At 55.8% G+C, this 12,677-nt stretch carries 9 protein-coding genes; 3 read left to right on the forward strand and 6 right to left on the reverse strand.

The features are described from left to right. Positions 1 to 16 precede the first annotated feature (16 nt). From KJ970_07065 to KJ970_07075, 3 genes are all read right to left on the reverse strand, one after another. Complete coding sequence (locus KJ970_07065) at positions 17 to 2,251, reverse strand: molybdopterin-dependent oxidoreductase (protein ID MBU2690673.1); 2,235 nt, start codon at positions 2,249 to 2,251, stop codon at positions 17 to 19. Between the two features lie 15 nt (positions 2,252 to 2,266). Further along, positions 2,267 to 2,836, reverse strand: a complete 570-nt coding sequence (locus KJ970_07070; protein ID MBU2690674.1) for a cytochrome c family protein — start codon at positions 2,834 to 2,836, stop codon at positions 2,267 to 2,269. 105 nt (positions 2,837 to 2,941) lie between these two features. After that, on the reverse strand, positions 2,942 to 3,952 hold the full coding sequence (locus KJ970_07075) for a hypothetical protein (protein MBU2690675.1): 1,011 nt from the start codon (positions 3,950 to 3,952) through the stop codon (positions 2,942 to 2,944). 374 nt (positions 3,953 to 4,326) lie between these two features. Between KJ970_07075 and KJ970_07080 the strand changes: the two genes are divergently transcribed. Continuing rightward, positions 4,327 to 4,596 (forward strand): hypothetical protein, encoded by a 270-nt coding sequence (locus KJ970_07080; protein MBU2690676.1) that lies wholly within the window; start codon positions 4,327 to 4,329, stop codon positions 4,594 to 4,596. A 412-nt stretch (positions 4,597 to 5,008) separates the two neighbouring features. After that, positions 5,009 to 6,493 (forward strand): hypothetical protein, encoded by a 1,485-nt coding sequence (locus tag KJ970_07085; GenBank protein MBU2690677.1) that lies wholly within the window; start codon positions 5,009 to 5,011, stop codon positions 6,491 to 6,493. 95 nt (positions 6,494 to 6,588) lie between these two features. Here KJ970_07085 and KJ970_07090 read toward each other — a convergent pair whose 3' ends face one another. The 3 genes from KJ970_07090 to proC form a co-directional block, all read right to left on the reverse strand. Next, the gene (locus KJ970_07090) at positions 6,589 to 7,734 is read right to left on the reverse strand and encodes a right-handed parallel beta-helix repeat-containing protein (protein MBU2690678.1); all 1,146 of its coding nucleotides are present in this window, start codon (positions 7,732 to 7,734) and stop codon (positions 6,589 to 6,591) included. Between the two features lie 117 nt (positions 7,735 to 7,851). Then, positions 7,852 to 8,991, reverse strand: a complete 1,140-nt coding sequence (locus tag KJ970_07095; protein MBU2690679.1) for a prephenate dehydrogenase/arogenate dehydrogenase family protein — start codon at positions 8,989 to 8,991, stop codon at positions 7,852 to 7,854. Positions 8,992 to 9,073: 82 nt separating this feature from the next. Beyond that, positions 9,074 to 9,895 (reverse strand): pyrroline-5-carboxylate reductase, encoded by an 822-nt coding sequence (gene proC, locus KJ970_07100; protein MBU2690680.1) that lies wholly within the window; start codon positions 9,893 to 9,895, stop codon positions 9,074 to 9,076. Between the two features lie 462 nt (positions 9,896 to 10,357). On the opposite strand from proC, the gene KJ970_07105 reads away from it, so the two are divergent. After that, entirely contained in the window at positions 10,358 to 12,634 is a 2,277-nt protein-coding gene (locus KJ970_07105; protein MBU2690681.1) for a T9SS type A sorting domain-containing protein, read from the forward strand. The last annotated feature ends 43 nt before the right edge of the window (positions 12,635 to 12,677 follow it).

Raw genomic sequence — 12,677 nt, forward strand, 5'->3', positions numbered from 1 at the left:
TTCTTCTCACTCACAGCTAAATCATCCTCAGGGCTGCCCGGCTCACCCGCCGGACTGACCGTTCCGTGATGGCACAAAGTTGGAGAATATCCGGCCCTTTTCCGGATTTTAAATCTCCAAGGGAAACAGGATCAGGTCCGGTGGCGACCCTGACAACACCGGGCATCACCGATTCGTTAAACAATATCCACACCTGCAGGCTTCCGGCCGGTGTTGAGAGCTCCCCGGAACTTCTGTTTTTAAGTCCGAGTTTCCGCCCCGTGGCGGGATTGATCTGAGCCTGCGCCGGGAAGGGACGAAGATTCGATTCCCGATGGAGTTTTGTCAGGACCGGCGGCACGGCGCCCCCACCCGCGATGCCGGAGGAGCCGTGGGGCATGAGAATCAGCGGATACTCTTTCTCGGATACGGTCAGCAGCTCCAACCTTCCGTTGGTTACACATTCGATGGCGGGGCGCATCCGGCCCTCTTTCCCGAAAAATCGGAAGGATGTGACCGGGACCGGTTCCGCCTGATCAATCCAGCAGCCTCCGCGGTTCAGTATGGCGCGGAGTTCCTCGGCATCACGGAGTTCATTCGATGGTTTGATTTCCGTTGCTGCGGGATCGAAAATGCCGCCCCGGCCGCTGTTATAGAGCGCCTCAATACGATCTTGAATCCGGCGTTCCACCGCTTCATCACCCGACGCTCCCGGCGGCTGTAGACCGGCCGCAATGGCAATGTTTGCCAGGATCGTTCCCGGATGAAGGGCAAAGCTCGGGGCCGGATTGATGGAAGGTGCGAGGCCATAGGTATTTTTCATCGCCAGGATTTGGGGCGGGATATCCTCAAGCCATTCGCCCGGCGCCGGTGTCGGAAGGAGCAGGTCGGCCATTTCCGCAATGCCGGATAGGAACGGCGTCAAGCAGACGATGCGGGCGGAGGGGGCCAATTTTCTCTCAAGCAGTTGTTTCGGCCAGGCGAATCCGGGATTGGCGCCGTCAGCGATCAAGAGATGGATCGATTCATCGGGGAGATCCCAGATGGAGCGGGGTTCCAATGTCCATGGATGCTTTAACGCTGAATCCTTGCCGACGGATGCGGGCAACGCCGGACGCGTGAGGATACTGCCGCGTCGCCCTAATCCATTCAGGAGGCAATTAAGCCCCCAGATCGCCGCTTCTTCGCCGCTACCGAGCGGCCCGCCGCCGGCATCCCCTGCGCCGATCGCGATGGAGGGTTGCTGATGAGCTAAATCCCGCGCCGTTTGCGCAATCACCTGCGGCGCAAGTCCGGTGATGTCGCTGACCCTTTGCGGCGTGAAATGCCGGACATAACTTCTGAATCCGGGTTGTGGGCCGTCTTCAAGATCCAGAACGGCGGGTCCCGCATCCTTATTGTATAATTCCTCGTCAAGAATGACGTGAGCCAATCCCAAAGCGAGGGTCGTCTCCGTGCCCGGTTTGATCGCAAGCCAGCGGCCGGCCTTCGCCGCGGTGGGGGATTGATTCGGCTCCACTTGTATAACACCCGGCGGGTTGCCGGCCCGAATGCCGGTCAATCGAAGCGCCAGCTCGGGGACAGGACCCGCTCCTGTCCATCCGTCATAAAGCGGCGCGCCGAAACTGAGAATCATGCGGGAATGAAGAAGATCGTAACCGGGGGCGCCGGCAAGGTCATCCGCCATCTCTTTAAATACGGTTCCGGAGAGATCCCTGCCTGATGGAATGGTCAGGTATTGTCCGCCGCCGGCGAGTTTTAGAAAGTCAGTGTACAGATCCGAGATGGCTCTTCCGGGCCGCAAGTCCAAGACCGCGAGTCCGTCGCACTTGCCGGAAGCTCTCAATTCGGCGAGAATCTTCCCGGTTTCGGCGATGGCGGTTTCGGTCGCGATCGGAGTCCAGGCATTTCCACGGCCGGAGCCGTTCCTCTGAATCGCCCGTTCAATCCGCGCCGGATGAAACCGGAGCTGCGCCGCGCCGAGGCCGATGGGGCAAATTGTCCCGCGGCTGACCGGATGATTTTGTTGAGCCCACACTGAAACGGGATTCTCTCCGACCATCCGCACGCGTACACCGCATCCTTCCGGACAGAGTGTACAGGTTGTAAATTTGGTGCTGATCGGACCGCGCAGGGTCCTGGCCATCCAAGACCAATTTTGCGTCCAGATCGTCCCGTCAGCGATGAGTTTCCAAGGTAGCGGAGAGATGATTGATCCGGCGGCGACCCCGCCAAACATTTTCAGAATTGTCCGCCGTGTGATCGACATCATTCAGGCTCCAATAGATTACTTGTGGCAGTTGAGACAGCAGTCGTCGACGCCCTTGTCTTTATGGCAGTCTTCGCAATCGTCCATCTTCATTGAGCTCCATGGATCAGGCCCGCCGCCCGATATCCGATGGCCCCAAATATCGCGGCTGTAGGTGCTGAGCCGATTCCTTTCGAAGGGGCGGAGGGTTTCTGTCGTTCCATGATCTCCATGACAGCGCCGGCACTCGAGCTTGGCCAGATGGATATGGGGGGCGTGAGAGAAGTAGACATTTTCCGGCTGCCTCGAGTAGACAAGCCAGGGAATCTCCAATCCCTTGGAGATATAGGAACCCGCCAGCTCGATTTCATCTTTCGACTCACCGATGGGCGCTTCATGGCAGCCCATACAGTTTTCGATTCCGGGAATCCCCGTGAAGCTGCCATCATCGCGGAAGGAATGGCATTCCTCACAGGTGAGGCCAACATCTTCGCCCGTGTGCAAAGCATGATTGAATGATAGGGGTTGTTCGATACGCTCGTAGAGAACAGCGGGCAGCCAAAGCCATCCAAGGGCGAGGCCTCCCAGGAGTCCAAGTAGGAAGGCCATCTTGCCGAGGTGTCTTGTCACGAGTGACCGCCGCCCCCCGGAAGGTTGTGAGGAATCCTCTGGGACAGAAGTCTCGTCCATCTTCCCTGCCGCATTTCTAGTCGACTAATGTCGATAAGGCAGCGAGAAAAACTCGCTGTGTAATCTGACCAATCCGGCGCGATCCAATGTTCCAGCGAGGTTGCCGGCAATCCAACCACCGTCTTGCATTACATGTCCAACTTCCGGATGATGCTTGGAATGTTGATCCTGCATGAATTGTGCAATTCGGTTCGTCTCATTCCGCATCCAGCCTGTGGCCTCTGATCCGGTAAACATATTTTTGTCCGGGTCACCGCCAATACCTGGAAACTGGATACCTTCAAAGAGCCAGCCTCGCCCATAAGGATCTTGGATCAAATCCGACGGATCAACCGTCAGATGCGCGTTGATCTCCGTCACGTTGATAGAACTGGGGAAAACCAGATCAAAATCAACGCCCGATATACCGAACCTGACGACCGGCCGGCCTTCTCCTCGGTGTGAAGGGAAGGAAACCTGATCGACCCGGCCCAGTACCTTCACGAAAAAAGCATCCACTCCGACATAATACGATTGGCCGTCACTGGAATCCACCCACATATGATTGGGTGTGAAAGATAAATCGATCGGCACCGGGATATCCTCGACATACTCAACCCTGACCCCGACAGGTGCAGTGAGCGCCTGGGAAGATACGCGTCTTTGCGGTGAGGTGATCGATCGCGGCTGCAACCCATCGGAAGATCCGGAGTCCGTTCTCCGCGGGAGATCCTTCACTTGCGGTCGAGCCAGCGAGAGATACAACTGGCAGTAGCGATGACCGTCTCCTGTGCATCGGGATGTCCGATCTTCTTCACAGGGAATGAGTTTCGGGACCGAGGAAGCTGAGCAATACTGAACCTTTTGCTCGCAAAGGAACGGGCATCTCTCTTGAGGTTGCATCCCCTTATAATGTGATTGAGCCAATGTACATTTGGAATAATCTCTGCTGGAACATCTCTCATCTTCAGGCTGAGCATGGGTCTGGGGGATCATCTTCAGCCGACAGAGTTGACAGTATTTTACACTCATCTCTTTCAGGAATGGACATTTCATGACCTATCCTCCTCCAGATTCCAAAGTCCGCCTTATTCCACTGCAAGACTGATACCAAAGAGGGAGCACCGGCTGCTGTTCCCCAGGAAAGCTTATCCCGAGGTCCTTTCCGGCGTTTTTACCTATCCGGAAGATGTTGATGGGATCCCGGCATGATCTCGAATGTGTTGGATTCCCCGGCACCGTGTTGGGATTTCCTACACAAAAAAGAATGGATGCCTCTTTAAAAATTCAACGTGCGCCGGGGAGGAGGTCTCAATAGGCCTTCATACCGCATTAACTGATCCCTTCACTTTTTTTTCAGAATTTGGCAAGGCTTATGCATAACCTAGGGATCGTAAGTTTGGACAAGACCTGAAACGGAGGGTAGTAAAATGGATACCAACACAATGACATTCAGTGAGCTTCTCTTTCACGGCCGCTATCACATCATCGGCGGCGTTCTCCTTCTCGTCTTCCTTGGCGCTTTTCTCTGGGAAGGTGTGAAAGAGATCAGATCTTCTCTCGCGCAGCGGCGGTCCGTCACCCGCGAAGTCGGCTTCGGCGTTCTTCATGAGGATCTGCTGGTCGGTCAGACCATGACCGATGGCGGCGAGCCGGTTCAGAGTGAGAAGGCTCGGAAAGAGAAGAAGAAGAAGGCTTAGGTCTCTGATAGATGCACCCGTAGTTGCCTTTTGTAGCTGTCTTTTGTGGCCATTGAGAAGCCGCCGGGAATTCCCGACACTGTGAGAGCGATGAGTAAGGCGTTTATTCAGGTCTTGCCCAATCCCAGTGCGGGGTGTGCCGACGGCTTCTTTCGGCTTCCAGCGGTCTCAGGCAGTCTCTAGCGGCTTTTCATCCCCAGGCTCGTCCTTAAGCTCATTCCAGACACGTTCCCGGCTCGTTCTCAGGCTCATTCCAGACACGTTCCCGGCTCGTTCCCAGGCTCATTCCCCTCTCTATTCCAGACCCATCGAATATTCTAATTTTATACTCTTGATTTACTAATTTTGGTCGATTATTATCACACCAGTTAGGATATGCTGGATTCAGGATTCAGTCTATGGGGATCAAGCCATGATATACTACCACAACTACTTACGACGGATTCTCATTTCAGCGACCATACTCATCCTACTCGCCGGATGGGTGCCTTCGTCGATGGCCGCCGATCGATTGGGCGACCATGTCATCTTAAGTTGGAATGATCTGGGTATGCATTGCATGAACAAGGATCACCAGAATATCTCCATCCTGCCGCCGTACAATAACCTGTGGGCGCAGGTCATCCAGAGGGGCGACGAGCTGACCCTGCCTTCCCTAGTGACGCAAGATGTCACGGTAGAGTACTCAATCCCCGGAAACACCTATTCAGTTGGGAAGACCGATTTTTGGGACTACGCGTACAAACTCTTTGGCGTGAATCTGCCGGATGATATCGGTCTGACCGGCAAGGGCCTGAATGATGTGATGGATCCGCATGGAACCCACTTTTCCGCCGAAGGGATCCCCCTCACTCCCTTCACCGACGCCGACCCCACGAATGAAGATCCCTATCAGCAGGCCCTCGTGATCGCCAGGGACTTGCAGGGAGTTGAATTGGCCCGAAGTGAGCCGGTCATCCCCGTTTCCACTGAGGTGGGCTGCGTCAGCGCCAGCTGCCATAGCAGCGAAAGCAGCCTTCTGAACATGCATGAGGAAGAGGGCGGGTTTAATCCGAACAATACGCCGATCCTCTGCGCCAGCTGCCACGCCGATCCGGCCTTGGGAACGCAGGGGATACCCGATGCCGATTATTTCTCAAAGGCCATCCACAGCGCGCACAAGTTCATCGATGAGCTTTATTCCGGTATCGACGGTTGCTACAAATGCCACCCAGGTGAAGAAACCGGATGTCTGCGCGGAACGATGGCGAATGATTACAACATGATCTGCCAGGATTGCCACGGGGATATGGACCACGTTCAGCAAACGATCAGCAACGGCCGCACCCCCTGGGTCGACGAGCCCTCCTGCCGGGAATGTCATACGGCCACCTATGGTGAACCGGCCGGCCAGCTTTTCAGGAACAGCACCGGGCATGGCGGTGTGATGTGCTCCGCCTGCCATGGCAGCCCGCACGCGATTTATCCCAGCCGGGAGGCGCGGGATAACGCCAACAATATCACCTTGCAGGGGCATGCCGGCATACTCAGTGATTGCACCGTCTGTCATGGCCATGTCCCCGCCGGCCCGGGTCCTCACGGTCTCATCTCATCCGATGTCACCGCGTCCGAATTGACTGGATCGGTGCGTTCCCTGCAGGTGCATCCCAGCCCGATGCGATTCTCCTGCACGATTGAATTTGCCGCGGACAACGCCGAGTCGGGACGTTTGCTCGTTTTCGATGCGCAGGGCCGGACGCTACGGATGCTCAGACCCGTCGCAAAGGGGAATGGAATATTCAATGCGACATGGGATGGGATCGGCCGCGCGGGGCGCAGGGTGTCACCCGGTGTCTATTTCATCCGTTGGGAAAATGGGACGCAAAGCGCCGCCGGAAAGGTGACGGTGACCGGATAGGTCTTACGGCAGCCGCGCATGTCGCAATCGCCGGATGGATCCCGGCCTTGGTTCGGTAAGAATGAATCGACTCGGGGAGCTGAAGCTCGGGACGGCTATCGCCCAAGCTTCAGCCTCCCCCAGCTTATCGACAGGGTGGGGGAGGGGATGGTGCAGCCCGCGCCCAAGGCCCCGATGAGCCGGCCGCAGGGGCTCGATTCCGGAAGACAAGGAGAGCTGCCCGCGAGTGTATAATTCCCCAAAGGCGTCGGCGCTTCATCGCACGGCTCCGGTTCGCAAAAGAGGGGATCTTCCACGACCTGAAGACTGTTCACAATAAGCTGATGATTGGTTCCTTCGATCCCATCCCACCGCAGCGCGTTGCAGGTCAAGGAAAACCCGGACCATTTCAATTGAGCGTCTTGCCCGCCGACGGCGGCGCAATTCCCTCTTAGGATCACCCGTTCCAACTCCACCGGAGTACTGGTCAAGAAGCAGTAGAATCCTCCACCCCGATAGGTGGCCTCATTCCCGGAAATAGTGCAGCCAAGAAAGACCGAGGCGTCATAGGTTGTATAGATGCCGCCGCCCGACTCGCCCCGGTTCCCTGTGATGATACAATTCTCGAATGTCGGCTCCGAGGAAGAGATAAATATGCCCCCGCCCCTGTAGAGCGCTTCATTCGACATGAAGGTACAATTCAAGAACGAAGGCGCCGATCCATTGATACAGTAAAGCCCGCCGCCGTGATCGGCGACATTGCCCGTGATAACGCAATCCCTGAAGGCAGGGGATGAGGCGGAGCATAAGATGCCGCCGCCGAAGATATCGGGGTAATCTCCCGATGACTCTCCGCGGGCGATGGTAAATCCCTCGATGATCGTCGCTGCACCCACATCATTGGCGTAAAGAACGGTTCCCTCCCGCTCGCCATCCAAAACGGTGGCGGAGGGGCCGCCTTCACTCAGCAAGGTGATGCCGTTTTTCAAAATGTATTTCGCGGAGCCCAATTCGGTATCGTGATTCCTCTCCCGATAGGTCCCAGGTCCCACCAGAACGGTGTCCCCCCAAGCAGCGACCCCGATGGCGGATCCGATGGATGGATAATCTCCCGGAACGTGGTAGGTCTCGGCGATCGCTCCGGTGGACAGAAAGGCGGGAAGAAGCAAAGACGGAAGTGCGGATAGAAAGAAGGATGAAAATGCGCACGGAAATATCGCGACGGCGATAGGTCTCCGGGGGTTTTGTCTCACTCGCTTCATCGTAAACCACCCCAGTGCAAGAAAGGCTCTGCCAAGTTTCCTGCTTTTAAGTGTAAGGGGTCAGATCCGCCGGGAACAGAGCAGGCTGACCATTAGGTCAAGTTCAGCAGCCCGTAGCTATGGGAGTTTCGGTAGGGAGTTCATCGCCTCCAGGAGGGCGGTGGCAAATCCGTCGCGATCATCATTCTCAACGAGTCCGGTCAACCGCCTCAGCGTCTTCGAAAGTGCCTCGTAAACCTCTCCCCGGAAAGGGTTTAAACGCTGGATGGCGAAATAAAGGTGGGGATCTTCTTCGAGAACCGATCGCGCCGTGGCCACCTGGCGGATGAAGGTTGTGGAGGCGGCCCGCCCCAGCTCTTGGGGGTCGAGGCCCGATTGGGTGAGGGCTGAAGCAAAAAGCATCCCGGTCAGGTGAGCCATCCCGAGCAGCCATCCCATCAGCTGATCGTGGCGATCGAAGGGCAGGCTCACCAGATCGAGATAGGGATGGGCGAGAAGCTCCTGGATCATCCGTCTCTCTAACGCCTCGTTTTCCCCGACGGCATGAACCATTGTGAGGGGCTCATAGGGATTTTTTGAGGGGCCGAACATCGGATGCAGCGAGATGGTCATCGTTCCCGCCTTGCGAAGGGCGTCGAGATCTTTTTTAAGATGGGATTTAATCGAGGTGATTTCAAAAATAGGAGGACCGGGGGGGGCGCCTATCATTTCCTGCAGCACCGATGCCGTCGATTCCAAAGGAACCGAGACAAAGAGCGCATCAAAATCCGCGACCTGCTCTACATCTTGCAAGTTTCCATATCGGCCTTTGACCTTCGGCAGAGAACGCCACGCCGGATCAACACCCGTTGTTGTATGACCGATCCCCTCGAGAAAATGCCGCAGCCAGACACCCATCCCGCCGGCCGCCCCGAGAATCAAAATTTGCGCGCCGCCTTTGGCTCTTCGCTTAACGCCGACCCGGTGCTGCCGCTCAACCGAAGCATTGATAATGGCGGTGAAGATCGATTCCATCACCTCAATCGAGATACCGCAATGTTCCGCTGCTTGCCGCGCCCGGCTGAGGACCCGCTGCTCGACCTTGTGAACGACGACGGGTTGATTCATCTCCGCTTTGAGATTGCCGACTTCGGCGGCTAGATTGAAGCGCCGTTCAAGAAGCTCAAGCAAAGCCCCGTCGAGATCGGCGATCTCTTCCCGGAGGCGCCCCAGCGCCTTCTCGGGTGAGGGGCTGCTGTTCTGTTGGTCTTCACTCATCTCAAACTCATCTCCCGGTGGCGGATTCCGGTTCTTATCATTTCTCCGGTTGATCCCGCTTCTCGAAGCCGGACGCCTGCCTTCACTTTGCGGGGCGGCTGTAGAGCTGCGCCGCCTTCTCCGCGGAAAGGACAATACCGCGGATCATCGATGAGCTGAAACCTTCATGTTCCATCTTGTTCAACCCTGAAATTGTACAACCCCGTGGTGTTGTGACCTTGTCGATCTCCTGTTCGGGGTGTTTCTCGTGGCTCAACAGCAATGAGGCCGCCCCCTTCGCCGTCTGCGAGGCGATGAGCAGGGAATCATCGGGATGAAAACCAATCTCGATGCCGCCTTGGGAAGCGGCGCGGATCGCCCTCAAGAAGAAAGCAATACCGCAGGCGCAAAGCGCCGTCGCCGGGACGATCTGGTCTTCTGCCATGACAAGGGTTTTCCCAAGGGGATCAAAGATCTGCTTGGCGATTTCGATGGCGTGCTCGGAGCCGGGCAGGGCGGCCAGCGCCGTCATCGATTCCTGTATCGCGATGGCGGTATTCGGCATCGCCCGGACCACGGGGAGTTCCTTGCCGATGAGGGAGATGATCTCCACGATGCTGACACCCGAGACGATGGAGATGATGACATGCCGGGATGGATCGAGGGCCGGTGAGATCTCGTGAATCAGACCATCGAGATTCAGAGGGTCGACGGTGAGGAAGATGAGGGCGGCGCTTGTTACGGCTTCAACATTATCTCCCGTGACGTGAAATCCGCGATCAGCCAAAGCCTGCAACCGATCGAGTTTCCTGCGCGTGATGGTGATCTGCTCCGGTCGATACTGTCCCGATCCGACCAGACCCCTCGCGATCGCCGTCCCGATACTCCCGCCGCCCAGCACCGCAATCCTTTTAACGGTATTCATGCATCGTCTCCATTCATCAATTCCATTCTCCAGCTCCAGCCGGCGACTTCATCAATTATCGCTGGCCTCCCTCCATCGTCTCCGTCCTCTCAACTAAGGATTGATCGGCGGACCGACTTGTTTTCGTAACTCTTGAGGCGAGCCGAAGCGGAGGATACGGTCAAGGGTCGATCTCGTATCTTGTATTATAGAAACAAGTTATAGAGTCCAGCCGGCGAGACTTTTTCTGGAGGTGATCGGATGGCCCTCGCCCGGTTCAGGATCCCGAAGCGGATGAGTCATCATTGAATCCTATATCCGGACGCATCGATTCTTTGCTGGTATAATAACAGCGAGGAATTACGGGGGTTTTCAGGGTACTGGAGGGTTAATATGCCTCGCATTCTGCGCAAAAGGGGACTGACCTTCCCAAATCGGTATTTCAGAGACTCACTCTCCACGAGAAAGAGGCCGGTCCCGGATATGAGAAAAACATTCATCATTGGCCTCTTCATCATTCTCTGCCTTTGCTCCCCGGCTCTCGGATCTTATACAATCAACCTCGTTTCTGATACGCCATCTGAAGTCGTTCTGACCTTCTCCCTTGACGCGTATGACATCCACAGGGTAGAGACCGGGAGGGGCTCATTTCAGGTGATTGATTTGAAGGATGCCGCTTATCCACATGAAATCGGAATTCCTGATCTTCCCTATGTGACTCGAGACATCATCATTCCTGATCCCGCCGGCATCTCCTTGGACATTGTTCATGTTCAAGTTATCGAGAAACCGGGCGGCATCATCCTTCCTTCCGCCGGGCCGGTTCCGCGGACGGAAGATCAGATACTAAATCCCCCGGCGCCCGGGATAACGTACCAACGTGATGAGGAGAGTCCCGGCCGGTTTGCCCAACTCGGTGATCCCTATGTATTGCGGGATTTTCATGGGATTACCGTCATCTTCCGCCCTTTTCTCTATAATCCTGTTCAACAAACGTTAAGGATTGCCTCTGTCATCACGGTGAGGATCCGTATGGATGAAAAACTCCAGGGGATCACCCCAAACACCTGCCACCGAACCATACCGGGAGCCTTCGAGGGGGTTTATCAGACTCATTTCCTGAACTATGAAAATTATAGGAGCCGGTATCCGACTATCTCTGAAGAAGGACGGATGATTGTTATTACGACCGCGGCGATGGATCAGGAGGTTTTTCCCTTTATTGAGTGGAAGAATCGCAAGGGAATCCCGACCGCGCTTTATCTTTATCCGAACGACACCGGGAACACCCCGGCTCAGATAAAGACGTTTATTAAAAATCTCTATGATTCGGCTGAAAGCCTCTGTTACATCCTCATCGTGGGGGATGCCGAGGATGTCCCGCCCGCCATCGGTACCTCAGGATGGGCCAACGGGGCCGCCGCCGATCCCGTTTATACATTACTGGCGGGGGATGACCAGTATCCCGATGCTTTCATCGGCCGATTCTCCGTGGAGGATGCGGCTCAGGCCGGAACAGTCATTTATAAGAACCTTCAATATGAGATGGCGCCCGATCCTGCGGCCGATTGGTATCATAAGGCGGCCGGTATCGCCAGCAACGTGGCCTTTGATCCTTATCCCGAGGATTGGATTCTCATGGAAGGTCTCCGTGTGCTGATGCAGGCTTACAATTATTCTGAATTTACAACGATCTATGATCCGGGTGCGGCGGCCTACCAGGTCACCACGGCGATTAATGACGGCAGGGGATGGGTGAATTATCTGGGTCATGGCGGTCCCACCGGCTGGAATACCTCGGCTTTTTCGAACACGCATGCCGCGCAACTCCAAAACGATGCCATGACCCCGGTCATCATTTCCGTCGCTTGCAGCAATGGAGACTTCGAGGGGCAGACCTGCTTTGCTGAAGCGTGGCAGAGGGTGGGAACACCTGAAGCGGCGAGGGGATCGATCGTTTTCATGGGATCCTCCGTCGGACAGACGACGGCGGCTTGGGTGGGGCAGGAAGAGATCATTCATCGCTTGGTCGAGGATGTCCACCATACCATCGGAGGACTCACCTTTAACGGCGAGATGAAGGCGATCAGCGACCACCCCGGATTGGGTAATGGGACCGGATCGGAATGTGTTCAATCGTGGCATCTCTTCGGCGATCCCTCCCTCTTTTTCTACACCGATACGCCTGGAGCGATGACCGTCGCGCATGATGAAGCGATTCCGATCGGGGCGACGGGGGCGGAAGTTCTCGTGGAAGATGCCGAGGGGCCTATTGAAGGGGCTTTGGTGGCCTTCTATGGGGATGGGATTCTTTACGGCTCCGCCTATACCGATCTGACCGGCTTGGCCTATGTTGAGTTTGCCGAGGCGCCCAATAGCGCTGGTTTTCTGGAGGTCAATGCCACCGCCTTTAACAAGATCCCATCCTTTGGGTCGATTGAGGTCAGAGCATCGGATTCAATACCAACCCATTCCTCTCAGGTCATACAAAGGTTCGAGGTGCGTCCGAATCCGTTCCAGGATCAGATAACTCTCCGCTACGGATTAGCTGCGGAAGGAGATTTTCATATTGGTGTCTATGATATTTCAGGGCGCTTGATCCGAACCTTGTATCATCGTAACCAGACACAAGGTTCCCATGCGCTGAAATGGGATGGTTTGGATGAATTGGGAAATTCAATCCCGGCAGGGATTTACTTTATCAAAGCGAGTCATTCGGAGGGCGGAGCAGCAAAGATCAAGTGTCTGTATATCGAGTGATCATTTTGTCCAGCTCCGCTATTTTCAGTCAGCTGGTTCTTAC

Source organism: Candidatus Eisenbacteria bacterium (assembly GCA_018831195.1).
In the GTDB taxonomy this organism is placed as follows: Bacteria; Eisenbacteria; RBG-16-71-46; order CAIMUX01; family JAHJDP01; genus JAHJDP01.

What these genes read in the sequence shown, in the direction of transcription:
- KJ970_07095 (MBU2690679.1), bottom strand. Translation starts at nt 8,991, where the DNA reads ATGAGTGAAGACCAACAGAACAGCAGCCCCTCACCCGAGAAGGCGCTG.
- KJ970_07105 (MBU2690681.1), top strand. Translation starts at nt 10,358, where the DNA reads ATGAGAAAAACATTCATCATTGGCCTCTTCATCATTCTCTGCCTTTGC.
- KJ970_07075 (MBU2690675.1), bottom strand. Translation starts at nt 3,952, where the DNA reads ATGAAATGTCCATTCCTGAAAGAGATGAGTGTAAAATACTGTCAACTC.
- KJ970_07090 (MBU2690678.1), bottom strand. Translation starts at nt 7,734, where the DNA reads ATGAAGCGAGTGAGACAAAACCCCCGGAGACCTATCGCCGTCGCGATA.
- KJ970_07085 (MBU2690677.1), top strand. Translation starts at nt 5,009, where the DNA reads ATGATATACTACCACAACTACTTACGACGGATTCTCATTTCAGCGACC.
- proC (MBU2690680.1), bottom strand. Translation starts at nt 9,895, where the DNA reads ATGAATACCGTTAAAAGGATTGCGGTGCTGGGCGGCGGGAGTATCGGG.
- KJ970_07070 (MBU2690674.1), bottom strand. Translation starts at nt 2,836, where the DNA reads ATGGCCTTCCTACTTGGACTCCTGGGAGGCCTCGCCCTTGGATGGCTT.
- KJ970_07080 (MBU2690676.1), top strand. Translation starts at nt 4,327, where the DNA reads ATGGATACCAACACAATGACATTCAGTGAGCTTCTCTTTCACGGCCGC.
- KJ970_07065 (MBU2690673.1), bottom strand. Translation starts at nt 2,251, where the DNA reads ATGATGTCGATCACACGGCGGACAATTCTGAAAATGTTTGGCGGGGTC.